Annotated in this window: 23 protein-coding genes and 1 pseudogene; 19 read left to right on the top strand and 5 right to left on the bottom strand. The window is 72.4% G+C overall.

All coding sequences use genetic code 11. The features are described from left to right. Window positions 1-29 precede the first annotated feature (29 nt). From ACGF0J_RS28415 to ACGF0J_RS28390, 6 genes are read left to right on the top strand one after another with little or no spacing between them, the layout of a single operon-like run. A complete protein-coding gene (locus ACGF0J_RS28415; protein ID WP_393150472.1) occupies window positions 30-386 on the top strand; it encodes an MmcQ/YjbR family DNA-binding protein in 357 nt (118 codons plus the stop codon). Between the two features lie 10 nt (window positions 387-396). After that, window positions 397-993, top strand: coding sequence for a GNAT family N-acetyltransferase (locus ACGF0J_RS28410; protein ID WP_393150470.1), 597 nt, complete (start codon window positions 397-399; stop codon window positions 991-993). Window positions 994-1,007: 14 nt separating this feature from the next. Then, complete coding sequence (locus ACGF0J_RS28405) at window positions 1,008-1,385, top strand: hypothetical protein (protein WP_393150468.1); 378 nt, start codon at window positions 1,008-1,010, stop codon at window positions 1,383-1,385. Between the two features lie 18 nt (window positions 1,386-1,403). Further along, window positions 1,404-2,306: a DMT family transporter gene (locus ACGF0J_RS28400; protein ID WP_393150466.1), complete on the top strand. Its 903-nt coding sequence runs from the start codon at window positions 1,404-1,406 to the stop codon at window positions 2,304-2,306. Window positions 2,307-2,316: 10 nt separating this feature from the next. Continuing rightward, window positions 2,317-2,940, top strand: coding sequence for a GntR family transcriptional regulator (locus ACGF0J_RS28395; RefSeq protein WP_393150464.1), 624 nt, complete (start codon window positions 2,317-2,319; stop codon window positions 2,938-2,940). Between the two features lie 58 nt (window positions 2,941-2,998). Continuing rightward, entirely contained in the window at window positions 2,999-3,361 is a 363-nt protein-coding gene (locus ACGF0J_RS28390; protein WP_393150462.1) for a hypothetical protein, read from the top strand. 115 nt (window positions 3,362-3,476) lie between these two features. On the opposite strand, the gene ACGF0J_RS28385 is transcribed toward ACGF0J_RS28390, so the two are convergent. The 4 genes from ACGF0J_RS28385 to ACGF0J_RS28370 form a co-directional block, all read right to left on the bottom strand. Then, window positions 3,477-4,523, bottom strand: a complete 1,047-nt coding sequence (locus ACGF0J_RS28385; RefSeq protein ID WP_393150460.1) for a 2-oxoacid:ferredoxin oxidoreductase subunit beta — start codon at window positions 4,521-4,523, stop codon at window positions 3,477-3,479. Next, window positions 4,516-6,360, bottom strand: coding sequence for a 2-oxoacid:acceptor oxidoreductase subunit alpha (locus ACGF0J_RS28380; RefSeq protein WP_393150458.1), 1,845 nt, complete (start codon window positions 6,358-6,360; stop codon window positions 4,516-4,518). The genes ACGF0J_RS28385 and ACGF0J_RS28380 overlap by 8 nt, the downstream gene beginning before the upstream one ends. A 143-nt stretch (window positions 6,361-6,503) precedes the next feature. After that, a complete protein-coding gene (locus tag ACGF0J_RS28375) occupies window positions 6,504-6,578 on the bottom strand; it encodes a putative leader peptide (RefSeq protein ID WP_357911006.1) in 75 nt (24 codons plus the stop codon). A 38-nt stretch (window positions 6,579-6,616) separates the two neighbouring features. Further along, window positions 6,617-8,530 carry a polysaccharide deacetylase family protein gene (locus ACGF0J_RS28370; protein ID WP_393150456.1) on the bottom strand — a complete coding sequence of 638 codons (1,914 nt, stop codon included), beginning with the start codon at window positions 8,528-8,530 and terminating at the stop codon, window positions 6,617-6,619. An 85-nt stretch (window positions 8,531-8,615) separates the two neighbouring features. Between ACGF0J_RS28370 and ACGF0J_RS28365 the strand changes: the two genes are divergently transcribed. From ACGF0J_RS28365 to ACGF0J_RS28345, 5 genes are all read left to right on the top strand, one after another. After that, window positions 8,616-8,987, top strand: coding sequence for an NADH-quinone oxidoreductase subunit A (locus tag ACGF0J_RS28365; RefSeq protein WP_393150454.1), 372 nt, complete (start codon window positions 8,616-8,618; stop codon window positions 8,985-8,987). Window positions 8,988-9,122: 135 nt separating this feature from the next. Further along, window positions 9,123-9,644 carry an NADH-quinone oxidoreductase subunit B gene (locus ACGF0J_RS28360; protein ID WP_393150523.1) on the top strand — a complete coding sequence of 174 codons (522 nt, stop codon included), beginning with the start codon at window positions 9,123-9,125 and terminating at the stop codon, window positions 9,642-9,644. Further along, window positions 9,641-10,186: an NADH-quinone oxidoreductase subunit C gene (locus ACGF0J_RS28355; RefSeq protein ID WP_393150452.1), complete on the top strand. Its 546-nt coding sequence runs from the start codon at window positions 9,641-9,643 to the stop codon at window positions 10,184-10,186. Before ACGF0J_RS28360 ends, ACGF0J_RS28355 begins: the two co-directional genes overlap by 4 nt. Beyond that, a complete protein-coding gene (nuoH, locus tag ACGF0J_RS28350) occupies window positions 10,179-11,120 on the top strand; it encodes an NADH-quinone oxidoreductase subunit NuoH (protein WP_393150450.1) in 942 nt (313 codons plus the stop codon). The genes ACGF0J_RS28355 and nuoH overlap by 8 nt, the downstream gene beginning before the upstream one ends. Before the next feature lie 235 nt (window positions 11,121-11,355). Next, window positions 11,356-12,228, top strand: a complete 873-nt coding sequence (locus ACGF0J_RS28345; RefSeq protein ID WP_393150448.1) for a hypothetical protein — start codon at window positions 11,356-11,358, stop codon at window positions 12,226-12,228. Window positions 12,229-12,271: 43 nt separating this feature from the next. Here the strand turns inward: ACGF0J_RS28345 and ACGF0J_RS28340 are convergent, their stop codons facing one another. Next, a complete protein-coding gene (locus ACGF0J_RS28340) occupies window positions 12,272-13,537 on the bottom strand; it encodes a serine/threonine-protein kinase (RefSeq protein ID WP_393150446.1) in 1,266 nt (421 codons plus the stop codon). Between the two features lie 208 nt (window positions 13,538-13,745). Here ACGF0J_RS28340 and ACGF0J_RS28335 point away from each other — a divergent pair, with 208 nt between their 5' ends. The 8 genes and pseudogenes from ACGF0J_RS28335 to ACGF0J_RS28300 all read left to right on the top strand — a co-directional run bounded on the left by ACGF0J_RS28335 (window position 13,746) and on the right by ACGF0J_RS28300 (window position 24,956). Then, a complete protein-coding gene (locus tag ACGF0J_RS28335; protein WP_393150444.1) occupies window positions 13,746-15,020 on the top strand; it encodes a 4Fe-4S binding protein in 1,275 nt (424 codons plus the stop codon). Then, window positions 15,017-15,679 (top strand): NADH-quinone oxidoreductase subunit J, encoded by a 663-nt coding sequence (locus ACGF0J_RS28330; protein ID WP_393150442.1) that lies wholly within the window; start codon window positions 15,017-15,019, stop codon window positions 15,677-15,679. Before ACGF0J_RS28335 ends, ACGF0J_RS28330 begins: the two co-directional genes overlap by 4 nt. Next, window positions 15,679-15,963 (top strand): annotated as a pseudogene (gene nuoK, locus ACGF0J_RS28325) (NADH-quinone oxidoreductase subunit NuoK); the annotation flags it as partial. The gene ACGF0J_RS28330 and the pseudogene nuoK, both read left to right, overlap by 1 nt. A 254-nt stretch (window positions 15,964-16,217) precedes the next feature. Further along, complete coding sequence (locus tag ACGF0J_RS28320) at window positions 16,218-18,137, top strand: NADH-quinone oxidoreductase subunit L (protein ID WP_393150440.1); 1,920 nt, start codon at window positions 16,218-16,220, stop codon at window positions 18,135-18,137. Further along, window positions 18,137-19,855 (top strand): NuoM family protein, encoded by a 1,719-nt coding sequence (locus ACGF0J_RS28315; RefSeq protein WP_393150521.1) that lies wholly within the window; start codon window positions 18,137-18,139, stop codon window positions 19,853-19,855. Before ACGF0J_RS28320 ends, ACGF0J_RS28315 begins: the two co-directional genes overlap by 1 nt. After that, the gene (locus ACGF0J_RS28310; RefSeq protein ID WP_393150438.1) at window positions 19,852-21,459 is read left to right on the top strand and encodes an NADH-quinone oxidoreductase subunit N; all 1,608 of its coding nucleotides are present in this window, start codon (window positions 19,852-19,854) and stop codon (window positions 21,457-21,459) included. The genes ACGF0J_RS28315 and ACGF0J_RS28310 overlap by 4 nt, the downstream gene beginning before the upstream one ends. Window positions 21,460-21,769: 310 nt before the next feature. Further along, window positions 21,770-23,137, top strand: a complete 1,368-nt coding sequence (wecB, locus tag ACGF0J_RS28305; RefSeq protein WP_393150436.1) for a non-hydrolyzing UDP-N-acetylglucosamine 2-epimerase — start codon at window positions 21,770-21,772, stop codon at window positions 23,135-23,137. Between the two features lie 25 nt (window positions 23,138-23,162). After that, complete coding sequence (locus ACGF0J_RS28300) at window positions 23,163-24,956, top strand: DUF2334 domain-containing protein (RefSeq protein WP_393150434.1); 1,794 nt, start codon at window positions 23,163-23,165, stop codon at window positions 24,954-24,956. Window positions 24,957-24,982 lie beyond the last annotated feature (26 nt).

The following is a 24,982-nucleotide window of genomic DNA, read 5'->3' as shown; positions in this document are numbered from 1 at the left end:
TGTCGGCGGGCTCTGGTACACAGGGGCCCATGGGTGTGAGCGTCGAGGAGTTCCTCAAGCTGGTGGGTGGGCTGCCGGAGGTCGAGACGGGCCGCGGCGGCGACTGGGTGAGCTTCAAGGTGCGGGGCAAGGGCTTCGGCTACCTGTGGGAGGAGACCGAGACCGTCGGGGTCAAGGCCACGATCGAGGAGCAGATCGCGCTGGTGGCCGAGCGGCCCGAGGTGTTCGAGAAGCAGTTCACCGCCGGGCGCTACGGCTGGGTGGTGATCCACCTCGACCGCGTCGACCATGACGAGCTGTTCGAGCTGGTCGCCGAGGCGTGGTGCCTGACCGCGCCCCAGCAGCTCGTCACGGCCTTCGAAGCGGCCCACGGGATAGGGGGATAATCTGGCAGGGATGCCGCACACCACCATCGAGCTCCGCCCGTGGCGTGCCGACGACGCTCCGTCCGTGCTCGCCGCGTTCCAGGCACCCGACATGAGCCGTCAGGCGCCCTGGCCCATCGTGACCCTGAAGGACGCGACGGGCTGGATCGCCGCCTGGGCCGGCGTGGGGCACGCCTTCGCGGTGACGCTCGGCGGCCGGGTCGTCGGCAACGTCGCGGTGACGGGCATCGACGACCACGACAACGGCTGGGTCTCCTACTGGACGATGCCCGAGGTGCGGGGGCTGGGGGTCGCCTCGGCCGCCACCGACCTGCTCGCCCGGTGGGCGTTCGAGGAGCGGGGGCTGTTCCGGCTGGAGCTCGGCCACCGGACGAACAATCCCGCCTCGTGCCGGGTGGCCACCAAGGCGGGCTTCCTGGCCGAGGGGATCGAACGCGGCAGGCTCTGCTACGAGGGCGTCCGCCACGACGTCGAACGGCACGCCCGCCTGGCCACCGACCCGCCACCCCCGCCACCTTCGTCGCCGGCGGCCGTCGCGTTCGCCGCCTCCGTGGCCGGTCGTGTGGTCCTCGACGGGCTCGCGCCTGGTCAGGCGGCACAGGGCTGATCTAGGCTCAGGGCGTGGACAGCGAGAGTCAGGCCGCGGCCGGGCTGCTGGCCGGGCTGAGCCGCGCGGCGGAGATGCTGGCCGCGTTACGCCACCCCTTCGTCCGCAGCGAGCCCTACGTCTACCTGCTCCCGCCCGCCGGCGTCCGCACCGGCATCGCCTTCACCCTCCCCGACGGTCGCGAGCTGCGTCTTGAGGTATCCCTCCGCGCCGAGCACGGCGCCTTCCACGTGACGGGCACGGCCGACGCCGAGGGCGAGGTGCTCCTCGGCCTGCCCCGCCGCGCGATCCCCGGCATCCTCGACGCCCTGGCCCTGTTCGACGACTACGCGGCCGAGCTGGCGGGGGAGGCGGGCCGGCTGGTGGATGGTCAACTGGACGAAATTGTCTGATTGTCTGACAATGGTCCTATGAGGAACGGACCCCTGGCCGTCGTGGCCGCCTCCGTGCTGTGGGGCACGGCCGGCACCGCCGGGCTGCTCGTCTCCGCCGACTCCGTCGCCCTGGCCGCGGCCAGACTCGTCATCGGCGGTGCCGCGCTGGCCCTGTTCGCCGGGCGCGGCGTGCTGCGGGTGGTCAGTCCCGGGCTGGTGGTCGCCGCCGTGGCCGTCGCGGCGTACCAGCTCTGCTTCTTCGCGGCGGTCGGCCGCACCGGCGTGGCCATCGGCACGGTCGTCGCGATCGGCAGCGGCCCGGTGTTCACCGGCCTGCTGTCGTGGCTGCTGCACGGCGAGCGGCCGAGCGGCCGCTGGGCGCTGGCGACCACCGCGGCCGTCTCCGGGTGCACGGCACTGATCGTCGGAGGCGGCGCGCAGGCGGGCGGCCAGGTCGTGTCCGGGGTGCTGTTCGCCCTGCTCGGCGGGCTCCTCTACGCCTTCTACGCGGTCACGGCGGCCCGCGCGATCTCCGCCGGCGTGCCGTCCGGTGCCGTGATGGGCGTGCTGTTCGGCGGTGCGGCGGTGATCATGCTGCCGGTCCTCGCCTGGCGCGGGGGCGCCTGGCTCGCCGAGCCCCGCGGCCTGCTCACCGCCCTCTACCTGGGCCTGGCCGCCACCGCCCTGGCCTACTTCCTGTACGGGCGGGGCCTGCGCACCACCCCGGTGGCCACGGCCGCCACGCTCGCCCTGGCCGAACCGGCCGTCGCCGCCCTGCTCGGCCTGGCCGTGCTCGGCGAGCACCTGGCCCCGCTCTCCGTCGCGGGTCTCGTCCTGCTCGCGATCAGCCTGGTGGCGGTGGCCGTACCCGAGCGCGGGGCTGCGCCGCGGCCGGGGCGGGAGGTGGCCGCGGCCGCTCCCGGCGGCGAAGGGCGTTAGAGTCGCGGGCGTGACGTTGCCGCTCAGACCCGTCTCCGCCGTCGGCGCGCTCGCCGACGCGCTGCGCCGCAGGGTGCTCTCCGGTGAGATCGCGCCGGGCACGCCGCTGCCCGAGCAGGAGATCGCGGCCGCGTACGGCGTGGCCCGGCCGACGGTGCGCGAGGCGCTGGCCACGCTCGTCCACGAGGGCCTGCTGCGCCGCGAACGCAACCGCAGCGCCCACGTCCCCGAAGTGACCCTCACCGACCTGGACGACCTCATGTACGTGCGCCGGCCGCTGGAGGACCTCATGGCCCAGGCGGTGGCCGGGCGGCGGGTGCCCGAGGCGGAGGCGGCGCTCGCCCGGATGGACGCCCTGCCGGCCGACGCCGCCTGGGCGGAGACGGTGGGCGAGCACATGGCGCTGCACCAGGCCCTGATCGAGGCGGTGGGCAGTCCGCGGCTGGAGCGCCTCTACGGCACACTCGCCGCCGAGACCCGGCTCGGCCTGGTCCGCCTGCGCGAGGTCTACGCGGACCGCGACGTGCTCGTGCGCGAGCACCGCGAACTGCTCGACGCGATCGCCGACGGTCCCGCCGAGGCGGCGCGGGCGGCAGTGGCGGCCCACCTGAGCCATGCGTGGGGCGGCCACTGAGCGCGGGCGGTCCGGCGACTCTTGCGGTGCGGCCCCCCGACTCGCGAGAATCGCGGCCATGCACGGCAACCCGATGCCGGACTCCTACGTGTACGTCACGGAAGAGGGCGTGACCCGTCACTACGCCGACGGCAGCGTCGAGGCTCTCGCGTGGGAGGACGTGGTCGAGGTCCGTGTCATGACCGAACCGGGGACGCCTCCCGACTTCGAGATCCTCTACGTCCTGCTGGACCGCGACGGCGAGGGCTGCGTGGTGCCGCGCTCCGCGACCGACGCGACGTTCCTGGCCCGCCTGCGCTACCTGCCCGACTTCGACGTGGACCTGCTGCACCTGGCCGCCGCGTCGGCGACCGACGGCGCCGTGGTCGTCTGGCGCACCCCCGACCCGCCCTCCGCGCTGCCCGACTTCGACTACGACTGAGCCCGGGACGCCGAGAATCCCGGCATGCCGGGACCCGGGCACGCCGGGCACGCCGCACGCATGGAACGCGAAAGCGCCCCGGGCCGGGCCCGGGGCGCTCCTACGGCGGCGGTGGCTAGCCGATGCGCCAGGTGTCGCCGCCCATGAGCAGGTCGCCCAGGTCGCCGGGGCCCTGCTGCGCCACGGCCTCCTCAAGCTGCTCGGCCATCAGCACGTCGTACGCCGGCCGGTCCACCTGCCGGAAGATGCCGATCGGCACGTGCTCGAACGCCGGCTCGTCCAACCGCGACAGCGCGAACGCCACCGACGGGTCGGGGCTGTGCGCGTCGTGCACGAGGATCCGGTCCTCGCTCACCTCGGCCCGCGGCACCACGGCCAGCGCGCCGTCGGCGCCCCGCACCACGGCCTTGGTCGCCGACGCGATCGGCTGCCCGTGCTCCAGCCGCACCGTGATGTCGTCGCGGACCTCGGGGTCCTTGAGCGGCTCGAAGGCGTTGTCGTTGAAGATGTTGCAGTTCTGGTAGATCTCGACCAGAGACGTGCCCCGGTGGGCGGTCGCCTCGCGCAGCACCGACTGCAGGTGCTTGCGGTCGGAGTCGATCGTCCTGGCCACGAACGACGCCTCGGCGCCGAGCGCCAGCGAGATCGGGTTGAACGGCTTGTCCAGCGACCCCATCGGCGTCGACTTGGTGATCTTGCCGACCTCGGAGGTGGGCGAGTACTGGCCCTTGGTCAGACCGTAGATCCTGTTGTTGAACAGCAGGATGTTGAGGTTGACGTTGCGGCGCAGCGCGTGGATCAGGTGGTTGCCGCCGATCGACAGCGCGTCGCCGTCACCGGTGATCACCCACACGCTCAGGTCGGGCCGGCTCGCCGCGAGGCCCGTGGCGATCGCCGGCGCGCGGCCGTGGATGGAGTGGAAGCCGTAGGTGTTGAGGTAGTACGGGAAGCGCGAGGAGCAGCCGATGCCCGAGACGAACACGATGTTCTCGCGCCGCAGGCCCAGCTCCGGCAGGAAGCTCTGCACCGCGGCGAGGATCGCGTAGTCACCGCAGCCGGGGCACCAGCGGACCTCCTGGTCGGACTTGAAGTCCTTCAGGCTCTGCTTGGCGTCGGTCTTGGGAACGAGCGACAAACCCTTCCCGTTGAGCAGCTCAGTCACTGTCGATCACGTCCTGGATCACGCCGGCCAGCTCCTCGGCCTTGAACGGCAGGCCGCGCACCCGGTTGTAGCTGATGATGTCGACGAGGTAGCGGGCACGCAGCAGCAGGGCGAGCTGGCCGAGGTTGATCTCGGGCAGCAGCACCTTGTCGTAGCGCTTGAGGATCTCGCCGGTGTTGGCGGGCAGCGGGTTGAGGTGGCGCAGGTGGGCCTGCGCGACCTTGCCGCCGTCCTTCCTGATGCGCCGCACGGCCGCGGCGATCGGCCCGTACGTCGAGCCCCACCCGAGGACCAGCACCCGCGCGTCGCCGTCGGGGTCGTCGACCTCAAGATCGGGCACGTCGATGCCGTCGATCTTGGCAGCGCGCAGCCGGACCATCCGGTCGTGGTTGCCCGGGTCGTAGGAGATGTTGCCCGTGCCGTCGGCCTTCTCGATGCCGCCGATCCGGTGTTCCAGCCCGGCCGTGCCGGGGATCGCCCACGGCCTGGCCAGCGTCTCGGCGTCGCGCTGGTAGGGCAGGAACGCGCCGTCCTCGCCGTTGGGCTCGGTGGTGAACTCCTGCGAGATGTCCGGAAGGTCGGCGACCTCCGGCAACCGCCACGGCTCGGAGCCGTTGGCGAGGTAGCCGTCGGACAGCAGCATGACCGGCGTGCGGTACTTGACCGCGATCCGCGCGGCTTCGACCGCCGCGTCGAAGCAGTCGCTCGGCGACATCGGCGCCACGATGGGCACCGGCGACTCGCCGTTGCGGCCGAACATGGCCATCAGCAGGTCGGTCTGCTCGGTCTTGGTCGGCATGCCGGTGCTCGGGCCGGCGCGCTGCACGTCCACGATGATCAACGGCAGCTCGGTGGTGACCGCCAGGCCGACCGTCTCCGCCTTGAGCGCCACGCCCGGACCGGACGTCGTCGTCACGCCGAGCGCGCCGCCGAACGCGGCGCCCAGCGCCGCGCCGACTCCCGCGATCTCGTCCTCCGCCTGGAACGTGCGCACGCCGAACCGCTTGTGCTTGGACAGCTCGTGCAGGATGTCGCTGGCCGGGGTGATCGGGTAGGAGCCGAGGAACAGCGGCAGCTTGGCCTGCACCGAGGCCGCGATCAGCCCGTAGGCGAGGGCCTGGTTGCCGGAGATGTTGCGGTAGACGCCGGGGGCCAGCTTGGCCGGCTTGACCTCGTACGACACGGAGAACGACTCGGTCGTCTCGCCGTAGTTCCAGCCCGCCTGGAACGCCGCGATGTTCGCCTTGGCGATCTCGGGCTTCTTGGCGAACTTCTGCTGCAGGAACGAGATCGTGTGCTCGGTGGGCCGGTGGTACAGCCACGACAGCAGGCCGAGGGCGAACATGTTCTTCGACCGCTCGGCGTCCTTCTTCGACAGGTCGAAGCCCTCCAGGGCCTTGACCGTCAGCGAGGTCAGCGCCAGCGCGTGGACCCGCCACTCGGCCAGCGAGTCGTCCTCCAGCGGGTTGGTCTCGTAGCCGACCTTCTGCAGGTTGCGCTTGGTGAACTCGTCGGTGTTGACGATGATGTCGGCGCCGCGCGGCAGGTCGCCGAGGTTGGCCTTGAGCGCGGCCGGGTTCATCGCGACGAGGACGTTGGGGGCGTCACCGGGCGTGAGGATGTCGTGGTCGGCGAAGTGCAGCTGGAAGCTTGACACGCCCGGCAGGGTGCCTGCGGGGGCGCGGATCTCGGCCGGGAAGTTGGGCAGGGTGGACAGGTCGTTGCCGAACTCCGCCGTGCCCGCGGTGAAGCGGTCACCGGTGAGCTGCATGCCGTCGCCGGAGTCACCGGCGAAACGGATGATCACCCGATCGAGTTGCTGGACCTGCTTCGTCACAGCTCAGTCCTCCTCGACGCGCCCATGCGCGGTCGCTCGTGGCGCGTTCTCTTTTCCATGCTAGATCCTCGCGGGGGTCAACACGTTTCCTCAGCGCATAATGCGGGTAAACGCGGTCGCAGTCAGGGCAGGCGTCGAAACCGTTAGAGGTGACACAGGCCGGAGGCGAGCCTGCACAGGTCCACGTGGAGGCGAGCGAAGAGGACGGTTCGGGTCACGAGCGCCAACTATACGTCCCCCTCGCGAGTGGCCCGCGTCAGGGGCCGCCCGCCGTCGCGTTCTTCCCGGACCCCTCGGCGAGCTCCGTCCCCGGGCCGGAATCCCCGTACAGCTCGCCGACGGTCACGAGGGCGTAGCCCTTCCCGCGCAACCCTTCGACGATCGCCGGCACCGCGTCCACGGCCGCGCCGCTGGTGTCGTGCAGCAGGATGACCGCGCCGTCGTGCGCCCCTTCGACGGCCCGCCTGGCGATCGTCTCCGCCTTGGGCCGGCCGGCCGTCGCGGCTCCCGCCGTCTCGGCCGGGGCGACCGTGTTCACGTCCCAGCCGACCAGCGTCAGCCCCAGCCGGCGGGCGGCGTCGCGGACCTCCTCGTTCACGGCCCCGTACGGCGCCCGCGCCAGCGTGGGCCTGCGCCCGGAATGAGCGGTGATCAGGTCCTGGGTGCGGTCGAGCGTGTCGATGAGCTTGCTGGTGGTCAGGCGGGTCAGGTCGCGGTGCGCCCAGCTGTGGTTGCCGACCTCGTGTCCCTCGGCGGTCATGCGGCCCAGCAGCCACGGGTCGGCGGCGGCGTTGACACCGACGGTGAAGAACGTGGCGCGGGCGCCCCGTTCGCGGAGCAGGTCCAGCAGCCGCGGCGTGTCCGGGCCGGGGCCGTCGTCGAAGGTCAGCGCGACGCACTTGGCGACTGCGCAGTCCACCTGCTCGGACGCCCGCTCGGCGGAGCCCGGGGCGGTCACGCCGGGAGCCTGGGGGGTGGTCGCGGCGGGGGCCTGAGGATCGGTCACGCCCTGAGGGTCGGTCGCGGCGGGGGCCTGAGGGTCGGTCGCGGAGGGGGCGTCCGCCTGGGGGACGGTCAGCGCGCCGCCGAAGTCCGTGGGCCCCCCGCCTCCCGCGGACGGGCCGCCCGCCTCGGCCGACACGTCGAACACGCCTGGCGCGAAGGTCCTGCCCACCGTCCGGGGGCTGTGCTGGGCCCGGCGCCCCGTCGCCGACAGCCATGACACGACCCGCTCGGCGGGCACGGCCACCGCCACCCGCCCCAGCGAGCACGACGCGACCTGGCAGTCGTCGAACTCCACCACCAGGTCGCCGTTCCGATTGAACGCCATCGAGTCGAACAGGTCGGCGTCGGCGGTCACCCTGCTCCGGTCCACCGCCGTGCCCCGGTCCGCCAGGCCGTCCCTGACCAACCGGGTGAGGTGCTCCAGCGTGACCCGCCCGGACAGCAGCCCCGCGGACCCAATCACCGTGCCGCGGCTGCGGTCGTACCAGAGGGTGCGGCTCGACTTGCCCCAGTCGACGCCGAGGTGCCGCCCGGTGCGCAGCCGTACCCCGATGACGTCGGGAGACGCGGCGACGAGCTGCCAGTCGACGTTCAGCTCGGGGCGTGCCCCGGCGCCCACGGCAGTGGCGATCCCGTCCACCTCGGCGGTCCCGTCGGTGCTCGCCGTCCCGGCCGAGTCGACCTCTTCGGTGCTCGCCGTCCCGGCCGAGTCGACCTCTTCGGTGCTCGCCGTCCCGGCCGAGTCGACCTCTTCGGTGCTCGTCGCCCCGGCGGAGTCGACCCCGTCGGCGTCCCCCGTGCCGTCGGCGTTCGTCGCGCTGTCGGCGCCGCCCGCGTCCGGGCGGCCCGTGCTCGCGGGGCGCGAGGTGTCGGCGGCGACGCGGAAGTCGAGGAGCTGCCGCTCCGCCTCCTGACGCAGGGCCTCGTTCAGGGTCGGCGCGTCCTTCAGCCAGGGGTAGCTGATGTGCACGCGCCGGGGCGCGTCCTCGCCTTCGGTCATGGTCATGGTGACCAGGCCGTCGACAGCCGAAGGGTCCACGTAGCCGATCATGGTGGGGTTCGCCGGTACCACGACGTCGGGTTTGGGGTTGGCCGGGAACAGGCCACAACCCGCGGCCGTCAGCACCATGACGGCACATCCTCCGGCGAATCGGCTTTTGGGCATGCATGTCAGGTTATGTGGCCGATCTTGCGCTTTACCCCGTTTTGGGGTGATAGGTCCGGAGCTTTGACTGGGTTACGATCGGGATGTGGACGGCTACTTCGGGTCCTACGCGCTCGTCGCCGCGCTCCTGGCGGTCGGCGTGGCCATCGTCGCCGGCGCCCTCATGGCCAACCGCCTCCTGCGGCCCAGCAGGCCGACACCCGACAAGCTCACCAGCTACGAGTGCGGGGTCGACCCGGTGGGCGAGGGCTGGGCCCAGTCGCAGATCCGCTACTACGTCTTCACGTACCTGTACGTGGTCTTCGCCGTGGACGCCGTCTTCCTGTTCCCGTGGGCGACGGTGTTCGCCGCGCCCGGCTACGGGCTGACGACGCTCGTGGAGATGTTCGTCTTCCTCGGCTTCATCGCGCTCGGCATCCTGTACGCCTGGCGCAAGCGCGTCCTCACCTGGACGTAGCTCCCGTACGCTCACTGGACGTAGATCCCGTACGCTCGCCTGGACGTGGTCCCGTACGCGGTCGGCCCGCGCGGCCCCCTACTCCTCGCCGCCTTCTGGCGAGACAATGGGGACATGGCAGCGACGGATCTCCCGATGCCCACGGTGGGGCCGGTCTCCCGGCTGGCGCCGAAGCCGATGCGCTTCGTGCTCAACTGGGGGCGGCGCTATTCGCTGTGGGTGTTCAACTTCGGGCTGGCGTGCTGCGCCATCGAGTTCATCGCGACGTCGATGAGCCGGCACGACTTCATCAGGTTCGGGGTGATCCCGTTCGCCAACGGGCCGCGGCAGGCCGACCTCATGATCGTCTCGGGCACCGTCACCGACAAGATGGCCCCGGCCGTCAAGCGCCTCTACGAGCAGATGCCCGACCCCAAGTACGTCATCTCGTTCGGCGCCTGCTCCAACTCCGGCGGCCCGTACTGGGACTCCTACTGCGTGACCAACGGCGTCGACCAGATCATCCCCGTGGACGTCTACGTGCCCGGCTGCCCGCCGCGTCCCGAGGCCCTGCTGCACGGGATCATGAAGCTGCAGGAGAAGATCGCGGCCGAGCGGCTCACCGACCGCTTCACCTCCGACCGCTCCACCTCCGGGCGCGACAGGGCGGAGTCATGACCCGGCCCGCCGGCCTGTCCGAGCGATTCGGCGACCGGGCGCAGCTCTCGGAGTCGTACGGCGAGACCACCCTCGACGTCGGCGCCGGCGACTGGACCGAGGTGCTGACCGGGCTGCGCGACTCCGGCTACGCGTTCTTCGACTGGCTGACCGGCGTGGACGACCCGCCCGAGGGGTTCCTCGTCGTCGCCCACGTCTACGATCCGCTCGCGTGCCACCGGCTGCTCGTGCGCACCCGCGTGCCGCGTGCCGACCCGCGTCTGCCGTCCGCCGTCGGCGTCTACCGCGGCGCCGACTGGCACGAGCGCGAGACGCACGAGATGTTCGGCGTGATCTTCGAGGGCCACCCCAACCTGGTGCCGCTGCTGCTGCCCGACGGGTTCGAGGGCCATCCGCTGCGCAAGGACTTCGTCCTCGCCGCCCGGGTCGCCAAGCAGTGGCCGGGCGCCAAGGAGCCCGGCGAGTCGGGGCACGGCGCGCCGAGCCGCCGCAAGACGCTCCCGCCCGGAGTCCCGGCCGACTGGGGGACACCCGATGCTTGACGTGGTGATCAGCTTCGCCGTCATCCTCGTCGTGTTCCTGGTGCTGCCGCTGATCGTCGGGCAGACCGAGCACAAGGTCATGGCCCACATGCAGTCACGCCTCGGGCCCATGTACGCGGGCGGATTCCACGGGTGGGCCCAGCTGATCGCCGACGGGGTGAAGTTCGCGCAGAAGGAGGACGTCATCCCGGCCGCGGCCGACCGGCGCGTCTTCATGCTCGCGCCCGGGGTGGCGCTGGTGCCGTACCTCGTGGTCATGATCGTGATCCCGCTCGACCGCGACCTCGTCGCCGTGCACCTCGACGCGGGCCTGTTCTTCGTGCTCGCGGTGATGGGCGTGGGCGTGCTCGGCTCGATCATGGCCGGGTGGGCGTCGGGCAACAAGTATTCGGTGCTCGGCGGCATGCGCTCGGCCGCCCAGCTCATGTCGTACGAGCTGCCCCTCGTCCTGGCCGCCTCCTCCGTGGCGATGGCCGCCGGCACCCTCTCGCTGCCCGGCATCGTCGAGGCGTGGCAGTGGTGGTGGCTGCCGTGGCAGGCGATCGGCGGGGTGGTGTTCTTCGTGGCCGGCCTCGCTGAACTGCGCCGCCCGCCGTTCGACATGCCGATCGCCGAGTCCGAGATCATCATGGGGCCGATGACCGAGTACACGGGCATGCGGTTCGCGCTGTTCATGCTGTCGGAGTACGTCGGCATCGTCGTGCTGTCGTTCCTCACCACCGTGCTGTTCCTCGGCGGCTGGCACGGGCCGCTGCTGCCGGGCTGGCTGTGGACGCTGGTCAAGGTGTTCGTGCTGGCGTTCGTGGTGATCTGGCTGCGGGTCAGCTTCCCGCGGCTGCGCGAGGACCAGTTGCAGAAGCTGGCCTGGGCCGGTCTCGTCCCCCTCGCCCTCGTCCAGCTCGCCGTCACCGGCGTGGTCAAGGTCCTGCTCTGACCTCCCGGCTCCTGCCGCCGTCCGACGATCCCGAGGTGGTGAACCGTGACCGCACCTGCAGCCCATCAGAGCCTTGTGATCGCGCGACCAACCTCTTACGGACGTGCGTGCGCCCGCGCGACCTCCTTACGGGCGTGAGCCTGTGACCGCGCGATTGGTCCCGTACGGGGGTGCGACATGGCAGGCACGGTGTCCCAGGACCTCCCTGTCGTGGCGTGACGGGACGTTCACGGCCGTGGACGGGGCGACCGGCGGGTGGGTGTCGCTGAACCCGGCGACTCTCTACCACTACCGCTACGGGCAGGAGGTGTCGGGTCCTCACGGCAAGGTGGAGGCTCGGCCCGTCACCGGCATCGCCCTGCTCGACACCGACGGTCTCGTGCTGCTCGACCTGCCCGGCGCCTGGGACGCCCAGGGTGTGCGGGGCTTCGCGGAGGCGGCGGGGCTGCCGGTCGTGAACGCCCTGGCGACTCCGTCCGGCCAGGTGCGGGCGGTCCTCGCCGGACGGGCGCCGGGCTGGGGCCGCATGTCCGGCCTGCTCCGCCCTCGCCTGCGGAGGTGGCGGCTGCCCATCGCCGTCTGCGCGGGCATCGCCGGGCTCGCGGTGATGACGTACCTGACTCTGGCGGGAGCGTGGCAGGCCTGGCGCGGCTTCGCCTCCGTGGGGCGGCTGGTCCTCGACCTGCTCGACGCGAAATGGCTGGCCGTCGCATTCAGCCCCGTGTTGCTGCTCGTTCGCCCGCTTTCGAGCCGCCTGCACGGGTGGCGAAGCAGGCGCGGCACCATCCTCGGGCCGCCCGGCGGGCCGCATCTGGAGATCAAGAACGACTGGCTGCGCATCACCCGAGGCCGGGATCTCATACGCGCGCTCCTCCTGGCCCGGGCCGGGGGTTCCGTCGCGGCCCTCCTGCTCTACCGCCACGAGACAGCCGCCGGCCTGGTCGTCACGACGTGGGCCGGGCGCCCGCTGCACCACCTGCCGGGCCCGTGGCCGCCCGAGGACGTCCACCGGTTCGCCACGAGGAACGGGCTGCAGTTGCGGGTGTGCTCCCTGTCGCGAGAGGAGTACGTCGCCCTCCTCCGGTCCTGCCCGGACGCCTCACCCTGACCGGCGGGCCGATCCCGGGCCTCCGGGGGCGGGACGGTCCGGGTCAGTGGACGATGGCGAGCATCACGTCCGAGGCCGAGGGGCGGTCGTCGGGCTGTTTGTGCAGGCAGGCGCCGACGACCCCGCGGAGCGCGGCCGGCAGCGGCGACAAGTCGGGGTGGACGGTCAGCACCCGGTTGAACACGGCCGGCACCGTGTCCTCCCCGAACGCCGGACGGCCCGTCGCCGCGAACACCATCGTCACTCCCCAGCTGAACACGTCGGACGGCGGCCCCACGGGGGCGCCCGATAACTGCTCGGGCGACATGTAGGGCGGCGTACCGACCATCTTGCCCGAGGTCATCGTCATCTGGTCGAGGGCCCGCGCGATGCCGAAGTCGATCACCCGCGGCCCGTCGTGGCCGATCAGGACGTTGCTCGGCTTGAAGTCGCGGTGCACGATCCCCGCCTTGTGGATGGCCGCCAGCGCACCGGACGTGGACAGCGCCAGCCGCGTCAGGCTGTCCTCGTCGCGCGGGCCGTGCCGGCGGACGAGCTGCTCCAGCGAGGGGCCGTCGACGTACTCGCTCACGATGTAGGCGTGCTGGCCGGTGATGTTGACGTCGAGCAGTCGGGCCGTGGAGAACGTGGCCACCCTGCGCGCCGCGTCCACCTCCCGCGCGAACCGGGCGCGGGCCGTCTCGTCCACCAGGTCGTGCAGGACCTTGACCGCCACCTGCGCCCCGCTGGCGGCCGCCGCGAGATAGACAGCCCCCTGGCCGCCCCGCCCGAGCGGGCGGAGCACCCGGTAAGGACCGATCCATTCGGGCTCGCCCGGCCTGAGCTGCGACGCCGGAGGGGACGGCCGCCGGCCTGGGGCGGAGGGATGGCGGTGCGACGGGTTGGTGGGCTGGCTCCGGGGCGGACCGGCCTGGGGCCGCCCGCCCGCGTGGAGCCAGGCAGGGGGATGGGTCTCGGCGACCGCGTATCCGAGCCTGCTGAGGCGGGCCCTGGCCATCGCCGGGACGAGAACGCCCGAATGGATCACGCCGCCCAGCCAGCTCACCACCAGCGCCAGCGAGACCAGCGTGGACATCGGCTCGGGGATGTCCTCGAACTGGTCGTAGCTGCCGGCCACGATGACGAACGAGCCGATGCACACCGTGTAGACCGCCGCGCCGACCACCTGCCACACGCTGCGCAGCCAGTACGCCGCGAACCCGATCGTGAACGGCGTCGCCAGTCCGCATGTCAACAGCGGCAGGACCGCCCACCCAACGGCGGCGGCCCACGCGAGCCCGCTGGGGCGGCCCGGACGGCTGTTCGACATGCCGGAAGGCTATCGCCCTGAAGCGGCGCATAGCGGCTGTGGACGAATCTTGTGGATAACCTCCCGCCAACCTGTGGATAGCTGTGGAAAAACTGGGGATAACGCGTCCGGCTCATTCACCTGTGCCGCCAAGTGCGCAATGATGATGACCATGGCGCGGATACCGGGAGTGGGGTTGGCGAAGGGGCTCTCCGTCACCCTCCGCCACATGCTGCGCAAATCCGTGACGCAGCAGTATCCCGAGGTCAAGCCCGATCTGCCGCCCCGCAGTCGTGGCGTGATCGCCCTGGTCGAGGAGAACTGCACCTCCTGCATGCTGTGCGCCCGGGAGTGCCCCGACTGGTGCATCTACATCGATTCCCACAAGGAGACGCTGCCCGCCCCCGAAGGCGGCCGCCCGCGCCAGCGCAACGTCCTCGACCGGTTCGCCATCGACTTCGCCCTGTGCATGTACTGCGGCATCTGCATCGAGGTGTGCCCGTTCGACGCGCTGTTCTGGTCGCCGGAGTTCGAGTACGCCGAGGGCGACATCCGCAACCTGCTGCACGAGAAGGACCGGCTCAACGCGTGGCGCTCCACGGTCCCGCCGCCCCCCGCGCACGACCCGGGCGCCGAACCACCGAAAGAGCTCGCCGCCGCTCCCCGCCGTCCGGCCCGCCCCTCTTCCGCCGACGCGCCGGCCTCCCCCCGTACGCCGCCTTCTCCTCGTACGTCATCGGACCGTCCTCCCCGTCCGACCGGCACCCCGACCGGCACCGGCACCCCGACCGGCACCGGCACCCCGACCGGCGGTGGCACCGGGCCTGTGTCCGGGGGTGACAGCGGGCCGGGGTCCGGCGTCGGCACGGGGACCGATTCCGGCGACGCGGGTGCGGGGTTGTCGGAGGCCGCGGATGCCGAGGAGCGGGCCCCTCGCCGTCCGACATCGCAGGGCCAGGACCGGGCCACGGCAGCGCGGACCCCGCGGGAGGGGCGGATGGCGAACGTGCGGAGCATCCGGCCGCCCGGCACCCTTCCTCCGCCGCCCGCCGCGAACGAGAGTCCCACGCGGTCCGCCGCCGACGAGGCCGGAAGCGCGGGGGAGGACAGGCCTGCGGAAGGGCCGGGAGCTCCGCGGAGCGGCGAGCCGGAAGGGACGTCGGCGGTTCCCGGCCCGGGACCGGCTGCGGAGGCGTCCGACCCGTCCCGGTCGGACCCGTCGGAGGCGTCGGACCCGTCGGACCCGTCCGACCCCTCGGACCCGTCGGGATCGTCCGTGCCGTCCGCCGGGTCGCCCGTGTCGGAGCGGGCTTCTTCATCCACAGGCCAGGCGTCGTCCGAAGAGTTGTCCACAGCCCAGGGCGAGCCACGCCCGACGCCCGGCTCGGAAGGGCAGACTGCTGCTCCGAGCCCGCGCAGGCGACGGATGGCCGATCCCCGATCCATCCGCCCGCCCGGGCGGCTCACCCCTGATGAGACGAGGGAGTCCGAGGAGGAGTCGTGACCGAGGCGGTGCCCTCCTACCTGTCGCCCACCGGCCAGGAGATCGTGTTCCTGCTGCTGGGCGCGGTAGCGGTCGGATCCGCGCTGCTCGTCGTCACGACCCGGCAGCTCGTGCACGCGGCCCTGTGGCTGGTGCTGTGCTTCGGCGCGCTGGCCGGCTGCTATCTCGTGCTCACCGCGGAGTTCGTCGCCTGGGTGCAGGTGCTCATCTACGTGGGCGCGGTGGTCGTGCTGATGCTGTTCGGAATCATGCTCACCAGGGCGCCGATCGGCCGCTCCGCCGACCTCGACAGCGGTAACCGCGTCGTCGCGGCGCTGGTGGCCGTGGCGACGGCCGCCGTTCTCGTCACGGTCGTCATCGACGCCTTCCGCACGGCCTACGTGCCGCTCGTTGCGGGGCGGGGGTCGGCGAAGGAACTGGGGGCCAGTGTGTTCAGCACCTGGGTGCTGCCGTTCGAGGCGCTGTCCGTGTTGCTGCTGGCCGCCTTGATCGGTGCCATCGTCCTGTCCCGTACGGACATCCCCGGAGCCGCGGCGAGCCCGTCGGAGACCGGCGCCCCGAGCGGCGGCACGTCCGAAGGTCCCAGGGAGGGCTCGCCGCCCACCGACCCTGATCATCGAGGCGCGGAGCCGCCCCCTGACCAGGTCGGGGGGCATTAGTGCACGTCGTCTATCCGGCGGTCGTCTCCGCTCTCCTCTTCTCCATCGGCGTGTACGGCGTGCTCGCGCGCCGCAACACGATCCTGGTGCTCATGTCGGTCGAGCTCATGCTCAACGCCGTCAACCTCAACCTGGTGGCGTTCGACGTGTGGCTGCGCGACCGGCTGCACAGCGGGCAGGTGCTGACGTTGTTCGTCATCGTCATCGCGGCGGCCGAGGTCGGGGTGGGGCTGGCGATCGTGCTCGCCCTCTACCGCAACCGCCGGACCGTCGATCTCGACCGCCTTCGTGACCTGGCCGAACCGGCCGGACCGTCCCCTGTCCCAGAGCCGGACGCCTCCGCCGCCATCGCGGGCCCGCCTCGTGGGCCGTCGGCGTCCGCTGCCGCCGGTCCCGCGGCGGGTGTGTCCGGTGGCGGTTCAGGGGCGGGTGTGTCCGGTGGCGGTTCGGCGGCGGAGCCTCGTGGCGGTTCGGCCGGGGACGTGGCGGCGGCATCTCAGGAGGAGGCCGAGCAGGCGGGCCGGCGAGGAGGCGAGCTGTGACCACCTTCCCGTTGCTGGCCGTGCTGCTGCCCTTCGTCGCCGCCTTCGCGGGGCTGCTCCTGTCCCGCCGGCCGCGCCTGCCGCACCGAGCCGGACAGGGAGAAGCAGGTGATGAGAGGCGGCGGGTGCATCGGCGGGCCGCGTCGATCGCGGTCGTCCCGACGGCCGTCGCCGCGGTGCTGGCCCTGGCGTTGGCCTGGGAGCCCGGGTTCGCGTACCTCCGAGGGGACGCGCTGGGCGAACCGGTGGGCCTCGACTACGGCGTGATCGTCACCGGCGGTGTCCCGATCTCCCTGACGCTTCAGGCCGACGACCTGTCCGCCATCCTGGGCGTGCTCGTGACGCTCGTGGCGCTGGCCGTGCAGGTCTACTCCGTCGGTTACCTCCACGACGACCCGCGCTACCCCTCCTACAGCGCCTTCATCAGCCTGTTCACCAGTGCGATGCTGCTCGTCGTCTACTCCGGAGACCTCCTCGTCCTCTACGTGGGCTGGGAGATCATGGGCTTGTGCTCCTACCTGCTCATCGGGCACTGGTGGGAGGACCGCGGCAACTCGCGGGCCGCGGTCAAGGCGTTCCTGGTCACGAGGCTCGGCGACGTGGGATTCCTGTTCGGGATCTTCGTGCTGGGCTTCGCCGCGGGGAGCTTCCGGATCGCCGACGTGCTGGCCGCGGTGCCCCAGATGGCCACGGGGACCCTGGTGGCCGCCACGATGCTGCTCCTCGCCGGGGTCGCGGGCAAGAGCGCCCAGGTGCCGCTGCACACCTGGCTGCCGGACGCCATGGCAGGTCCGACGCCGATCAGCGCGCTCATCCACGCCGCGACCATGGTCGCCGCCGGCATCTTCATCGTGGCCAGGCTCTTCCCGGCGTTCCAGGGTGCCGGGCCGACGCTGGACGTGCTGGCCGTCGTCGCGGCGGTCGGCATGCTCGGCGCCGCCCTGGCGGCCCTGGCCCAGGACGACCTGAAACGGGTGCTCGCCTACTCCACCGTCAGCCAGCTCGCGTACATGGCCGGAGCGCTGGCGGCCGGGTCCGACAGGGCCGCGATCTTCCACCTGGTGACGCACGGCGCGTTCAAGGCGCTGCTGTTCCTGTGCGCGGGCGTGGTGATCCACCAGGTGGGGTCCAACTTCATGAGCCGGATGGGCGGGCTGCGGCGGCGGCTGCCGGTGACGTTCGCCGCGACGACCGTGGGGTTGGCGGCGCTCATGGGGTTGCCTCCGGCCAGCGGCTTCTTCAGCAAGGACGCGGTGTTGCTCGCCATGGAGCAGGCGCCGGCGGGCGGCGGGCTGACGGACGCGGCCGCGCTGTTGCTGTACGGCTGCGCGCTCGCCACCGTCGCCGTCACCGGGGCGTACGCCGCCCGCGCCTGGCTGCGGACCTTCTTCGGCGCGGCGAGAGCCGTCGCCGCCCTGCCCGAGCCGCCGCCCGGCACGGCGCACGTCGTGGACGTGCGTGAGGCGCCGCGCAGCATGCTGGTGCCGGTCGTGCTGCTGACAGCCCCCGCGCTGCTGCTCGGCTTCGTGGGCGGGGCGCATCTCGACATGGCGGTGGCCGCCGTCGGCGTCGCGCTGGCGCTGCTCGGGGCTGCCGTGGTGTACGCGTCGTGGCGGAGCGACCCGACGGCCGATCCGGCGCGGGTGCTCGGGCCGCTGCGGGTTCCGTGCGAGCGGGCGTTCTACGTCGACGACCTGTACGCGGCGGTGTTCGCGCGGCCGGTGACGGCGCTGGCCAGGCTCGTCGTGCGGACCGACGACGTGGTCGTGGACGGGGCGGTGCGCGGCTCGGGCAGCGCGGCCCGCGGCCTGTCCGGCGTGCTGCGGCTCGCCCAGAACGGCAACGTGCAGTTGTACGTGAGCGGGGTGCTCGCCGGAATCCTGCTGATCGCGGTGGGGGCGGTGATGTTCGCATGATGGGCTGGCTTCCCGTCGCGATGCTGGCCGTGCCGTCGCTCGGAGCGCTGGCGCTCGTCGCCGCGCCCGGTGCGCTGCGTCCCGTGATGCGCTGGTACGGGACGGCCGTGTCCGGGGTCGTGCTGGCGCTGGCCGTCGTCCTGGTGGCGGCGTTCGACTACGGGCAGGCGGCGCGGCCGCAGTTCGCCGTGGACCGGCCGTGGATTCCGGGCCTGGACCTCAGGTTCCACCTCGGCGTGGACGGGATCTCGCTGCCGCTGATCGCGCTGACCGCGCTGCTCACGTTCCTGTGCTTCGCTTATCTGGGCTGGGGCGGCGGGCGTGGTCCCGGCCAGTTGCTCGGGGCGCGGCAGGGGGGCGCCCGGCCGAGGGCGCTGGTGTTCACGCTGCTGGTGCTCGAGGTCGGCATGGTCGGCACGTTCCTCGCCCTCGACCTGCTGCTCTTCTTCGTGTTCTTCGAGATCGTGCTGATCCCGATGTACTTCCTCATCGCCGTCTGGGGCGGCAAGAGGCGGCGGGGCGCGGCGCTCAAGTTCCTCCTGTACACGCTGCTCGGCTCCGTCGTGATGCTGCTCGGCCTGCTGCTCATCTGGGCGCACACCGGGACGCTCGACATCGTCGCCCTCGGCCGGGCCCACGGCGCGGGCATGCCGCGGGCCGTACAGATCGCCGCGTTCGCGGCGGTCGGGCTCGGGTTGGCGGTCAAGACCCCCATGTGGCCGTTGCACACGTGGCTCCCCGACGCGCACACCGAGGCGCCGACCGTCGGCTCCGTCCTGCTGGCAGGCGTGCTGCTGAAGATGGGCACGTACGGCTTCGCCAGGATCGCCATCCCCGTCCTGCCTGAGGGGGCGGTGGCGGTCGCGCCGTGGCTGGGGGCGCTGGCCGTGGTCGGGATCGTCTACGGAGCCCTCGCGTGCCTGGCACAGCGTGACCTGAAACGCATGATCGCCTACTCGTCGGTCGGGCACATGGGGTTCGTGCTGCTGGGGTTCGCCACGCTGACGACGGTGGGTGTCAACGGGGCCCTGTTCGCGAACGTCGCCCACGGGCTGATCACCGGGCTGCTGTTCTTCGTGGCGGGCGCCGTCAAGGACCGGTACGGCACGGCTGACATGCCGTCGCTGGGCGGTGGCATGCTGGCGACGCTTCCGCGCCTGGGTTCCGTCCTGACGTTCGCGTCGATCGCGTCACTGGGGCTGCCGGGGCTGGCCGGGTTCTGGGGGGAGATGCTGGCGCTGCTGGGCGCCTTCCAGCCGGGTGGCGGGCTGCCTCGGGGGATCTTCCTGACGTTCATGGTGATCGGCGGGCTGGGAGCGGTGCTGACGGCGGCGTACTTCCTGGTCATGCTGTCCCGTGTCACCCACGGCCTTCCCGGCCGGCGCGCCCTGGCCCCCGTGGTCATGGAGGCCGCGGGGCCGGGCCTGGTGGCGGTGGACGAACGCCCGGTGCTCCCGGAGCCGGAGGAGCGGCACGCGGCGGTCCGTCAGGACCGGTCGCTCCGGGAGGACCAGCCGCTCCGGGAGGAAGCGGCGTTGGGCGAGGCGGCGTCGGGTGAGGCGGCGTCGGGTGAGGCGGTCGCGCGGGATGTGCGGGGTTACGAGCTTGTCGCGTGGGTGCCGTTGATCGTGCTCATCCTGCTGTTCGGGCTCTGGCCCGGCCTGCTGCTGTCGCTCACCACCCCGGCCGTGCAGCTGCTGCTGGGAGGGCTGAGGTGATCCAGCAGATCGACTACTTCGCGATCGCGGCACCGCTGACGCTGGCGATCGTGGCCGGGCTCGTGCTGCTGCTCGACGCTTTCCTGCCGGCCCGCCCGCGACTGCGGACCGGGCTGGGGCTGGTCACGCTCGGCGGGATCCTGACGGCCCTGGGCTTCGTGGTGGCACAGGCTGTCCGGGGCGGGCGGCCGCCGGCCACGTTCTGCGTTCCCGAGGCCCTGACCCGCGGGGCGGGTGCCGTGCCGCCCGACGCCGAGCTGTGCTCCTTCGTCGCGGACCGGTTCACCCTGGTGTTCGCCGGGCTGGTGCTGGTGGCGGCGGTCGTGGTCGTCCTGATGTCGATGACCGAGCTGGCCGCGGGCGGAATCCCGGTCGGGGAGTGGTACTTCCTCCTGCTCTGCACGCTCGTCGGCGCCGTGACGCTGCCCGCCGCCCGCGACCTCGTCATGCTCGTCGTGGCGCTGGAGCTGGTGTCGCTGCCGGTCTTCGCCCTGACCGCGCTGAAACGCTACGACGGGCGCGGCTCGGAGGCCGCGGTCAAGCTCTTCGTCGTCTCGGTGGTGTCGACGGCGGTCATGCTGTTCGGGGTGTCCCTGCTGTACGGGGTGGGGGGCACGGTCTTCCTGTCCCGGCTTGGCTCCGTGCTCGGCGGCGCAGAGCCCGCGCCCGGCCTGGTGGAGGCGGGCACGGCCGCGCCCGGCCTGGTGGGCGGGGGCACGGGGCTGCCCGCGGTGGTCACGGTCGGTGTCGTGCTGGTGCTGGCCGGGTTCGCATTCAAGATCGCGGCGGTGCCGTTCCACTCGTGGGCGCCGGACGTCTACCAGGGTGCTCCGCTTCCGGTCGCCGCGCTGCTGTCGGTGATCTCGAAGGCGGCGGGGTTCGCGGGGCTGATCCTGCTGCTGGTGACGGCGCTGGCCGGGCAGGTCGCCGCCTGGGGGCCGGTGATCGCGGTCGTCGCGGCGCTCACGATGTCCGTGGGCAACCTGCTGGCGATGCGCCAGCGCTCCGCCGTACGGCTGCTCGCGTGGTCCTCGGTCGCCCAGTCCGGCTACATCCTCGCCCCGATCGCCGTGGCGTCCCAGTTCCCAGGAAACGGGGCCGCCGCGTCGGGAACCGAGGTGCCGGTCGCGGGAGCGGTGGGGGCGTCGGTGGCCTACCTCGTCATCTACGCCGCGATGAACCTGGGGGCGTTCGCCGTGGTCATGCTCGTGTCGAGGGTGGCCGTGCGCAACGAGCTCGACGACTACCGGGGGCTCGCGTTGCGGAGCCCGGCGGCGGGGCTGGCGCTGGCCTTCTGCCTGATCTGCCTGGCAGGGCTGCCGCCGGGCCTCGCGGGGCTGTTCGCCAAGGTCGTGGTGTTCCGCGAGCTCGTGAGTGGTGGAGCGGGCTGGCTGGCCGTGGTCATGGCGGTCAACACGGTGATCGGCCTCTACTACTACGCCGTCTGGACTGCCCGGCTCTTCACTCCCGGGCCTGCGGTGGTGACGCGACGGCCGTACGCCGCGACCTGGGTGGCGGTGGGGCTGGCGGTGGTGGTGGCGGTGGCGTTCTCCCTGGCGCCTCAGCTCGTGTTCGACTTGACGGCCCTGTCGGCTCCCCGCTGACCCTTGCCTGGCTGCGCGGACTTCCTGGCTGCGCGGGCCTTCGGCTGCGTGGGCTTCCTGGGTGCGCGGGCTTTCGGCTACGCGGCAGGGTGGCCACCGAAGGTTGAGGCAGTGCTGAGGGAGCCTTGAGGATTGCTGAACGTTCCGATGCGAAATGTCGTTTTATGCGCTCTTCAATCGTTCTCGCGATGTCGGGCGGGTGGCGGGCGTGCGGATCCCGTCCGGCCCGCGGGCGGTCCCAAGCCTTCTCCCTGAGCAGGGGACGTCGTCCGAAGGCATGCACAGCGGCAGCGGGTGTACGGGGGTAGGCATGCGTCGCGTCATGGTGGTCTACGGCACCCGGCCGGAGGCGATCAAGGTCGCGCCCCTGGTGATCGGGCTCATGGACGCGGAGGTCTTCGAGCCGATCGTGGTCGTCACCGGACAGCATCGGCAACTGCTCGACCAGGTGCATGAGACGTTCGGCGTCAAGCCCGACGCCGACCTGCGGCTCATGCGGCCGGGGCAGACACTCGCCGAGCTGACGAGCCGTGCGGTCTGCGGGCTGGACACGCTGGTGGCCGAGCAGCGCCCCGACGCCGTAGTCGTACAGGGGGACACGACGACCACGCTCGCGGGCGCGCTCGCCGCCTTCTACCACCGGGTGCCGGTCGTGCATCTGGAGGCGGGGCTGCGCAGCGGCGACCTGTTCGCGCCGTTCCCTGAGGAGGCGAACCGCAGCCTCACCAGCCGGATCACCTCCCTGCACCTGGCACCGACAGCCGGCAACGCGGGCAACCTCATGCGCGAGGGAGTGCCCGCCGAGTCGATCGTCGTCACCGGCAACACGGTGATCGACGCCCTGCTGCGGAGTGGCCAGGCGTGGCACGGCTACCGGGACCCGCGGCTCGCCTCGCTGGAGCGGGACGGCCGGCGCGTGATCGTGGTCACCGCCCACCGCAGGGAGTCCTGGGGACACCGGATGGAGGGCATCGGGCGGGCGCTGTCCCGGCTGGCGGCTCGGGAGCGGGACGTGCGGATCGTGTTCCCGATGCACCCCAACCCGGCCCTGCGGCGCACGCTGCTCCCCTGGCTCGACCGGCACCCGAACATCACGGTCACCGAACCGCTGCACTACGGCGACTTCGCCCGCCTGCTGCACCGCTCGTACCTCGTCCTGACCGACAGCGGCGGCATCCAGGAGGAGGCGCCGAGCCTGGGCAAGCCGGTGCTCGTGATGCGCGACACCACGGAACGGCCCGAGGCGGTGCGGGCCGGAGCAGCGCGGCTGGTGGGAACCGGCGAGGACGGCATCGTGGCGGCGGTGACGGGCCTGCTGCGCTCGCCCGAGGCGTACCGGCACATGGCCCGGGCGCGCAATCCCTATGGCGACGGGCGGGCCACCGAGCGGGCGCTGGCGGCGCTGGCTCATCTCTTCGGGCTCGGACCGCACCCGGCCCCGTTCCGCCCGGATCCGGGCGAGGACGAGGCGACCACCGGCCGGGACGAGCGGGCCCTCGCGAGGGACAGGATGGTGCCCGAGCAGGGCCGTCCCCTTCTACACGGACGAGCGGAGTGGCGGGTCACGGTATCGGCGGCGCAGGACGAGCCTCCCGGCGAGGGCGACGGCGGACGTCCGTCTGCGGGCGGCGGGCGGAGACGGGCCATGAACCCCGACGGGAGGGGGAGCGGGCCGTGAACGCCGACGGGAGGGGGAGCGGGCCGTGAACGCCGACGGGAGCAGGAACGGGCGGCGTCGGCACGCCGGCCTCAGGTGGCTGGTGGCCGTGCTGCTGAGCGCCCTCGTCGTGTCGGGCGCCAGTCTGGGGATCTTCTCCCGCAAGGAGCCGGCGACCCTGCCCGCGCCGCGCTCCTGGCCGGAGTGCGGCACGAGCGGTCCCCGGACGCCCACCGGACACACGACGGGCCTCGCGGCGGCGTACGACGACCCGGACGGCGGTGTCGACGACAGCGCGATTGACGGCGCCGGTGACGGTGCGGGCGGCCAGGCTGCCGGCACGACGCTGGTCGTCGCCGACGACGCGGGCGGCCCAGCGGCGTTCCAGGTGCACGCGACCCGTGCCGCCAACCTGATGTCGCACTTCGGGCCGGTGCGGGTGGTGCGGACGAGCGCCTACCGGGCCGGGATGGCGGACCGTCACCGTGCCCTGGTGTACCTCGGCACGTCGGCCGAGCAGCGGCTGCCCGACGGCCTGCGCCGGGACGTGCTCGCCGGCCGGCGACCCGTCCTGTGGATGGGCGGCAACATCGGCACTCTCACCACGGCGGAAGACTTCGCCGCCCGGTACGGCTGGCGGTGGGACGGCGCCGGCCTGGCCCCCAGGCAGGCCTTGGGGCAGCCGCCCGCGCCGGACCGGACGCGGGTGACCGGCCAGGGGCTGGAGGGCGTGACCGGGGTCCGGTACAAGGGGGCGCTGCTGAGCCGTACCTCCACCCAGGGCCCGGTAGCCACGTTCACCACGCTCGATCCGAGGCGAGCACGGGTGCTGGCCACGGCCGTCACGGACGACGGCCGGACGCGCCCGTGGGCCGTCCGGTCCGCGAACCTGACCTACCTCGCCGAGGTCGCGCTGAACGCCGACACCGACGACGACCGCTTCCTGGCCACGGCCGACCTGCTCTTCGACCTGCTCGCCCCGGGCACGCCGGTCCGCCATCGGGCGCTGGTCCGCCTGGAGGACATCGGCCCGCAGGCGGACCCCGTCGCCGTCCGCGAGGCGGGTGACGCGCTGTCCCGACTGGGCGTCCCGTTCAGCTTCGGGGTCATCCCCGTCTACCGCGGCCCGATCGAGGACGGCGCGGAGCGGGCGACGGTCCGGCTGCGGGACCGGCCGGAGCTGGTGCGGGCGCTGGTCCACCTGCTGGAACGGGGCGGCACGATGGTCCTGCACGGCTACACCCACCAGTCGGACGGCCCGCCCAACCCGACGAACGGGGAGACCGGTCACGATTTCGAGTTCTTCCGCACCCATTTCGACGCGCGACGGCGGCTCGTCTACGACGGGCCGATCCACGGCGACTCGGTCACCTGGATGGAACGCCGTCTCGACGAGGCGGTCGCGGAGCTCGCGGCGGCGCACCTGCCCGTGCCGCGCATCTTCGAGACGCCTCACTACGCCGCCTCACCCACCGACTACCGGGTGATCGCCCGGCGGTTCGCCGCCCGCTACGACCGCGGCTCCTACTTCATGCCGGGCTGGGAGGGGCGCACGCCCGTCTCGCCGTACATGGACGAGCAGTTCGCCCCGTACGTCACCCGCGACGTCTACGACAGCGTCGTCATCCCGGAGACGCTCGGCATGGTGGAGCTGGAACCGGCCAACCCCGACGAGGGCACGGTCGAGGCGATCGTGGCGCACGCCCGCGCGCAGCTCGTGGTGCGTGACAACGTCGCCGGCTTCTTCTACCACCCGTTCCTCGGCACCGAGCAGCTTGAGGAGGTGGTGGAGCGCATGCGGTCGATGGGCTACCGGTTCGTCGCCCCCTGCGAGCTGTGAGACGCGCGGCAAGATCCTGACAACGT

Origin of the sequence: Nonomuraea sp. NPDC047897, from assembly GCF_043204415.1 — a bacterium.
Taxonomy (GTDB): Bacteria; Actinomycetota; Actinomycetes; order Streptosporangiales; family Streptosporangiaceae; genus Nonomuraea.
The sequence above is the reverse complement of the archived record's forward strand: the minus strand, read 5'-3'. Positions and strand labels throughout refer to the sequence as shown.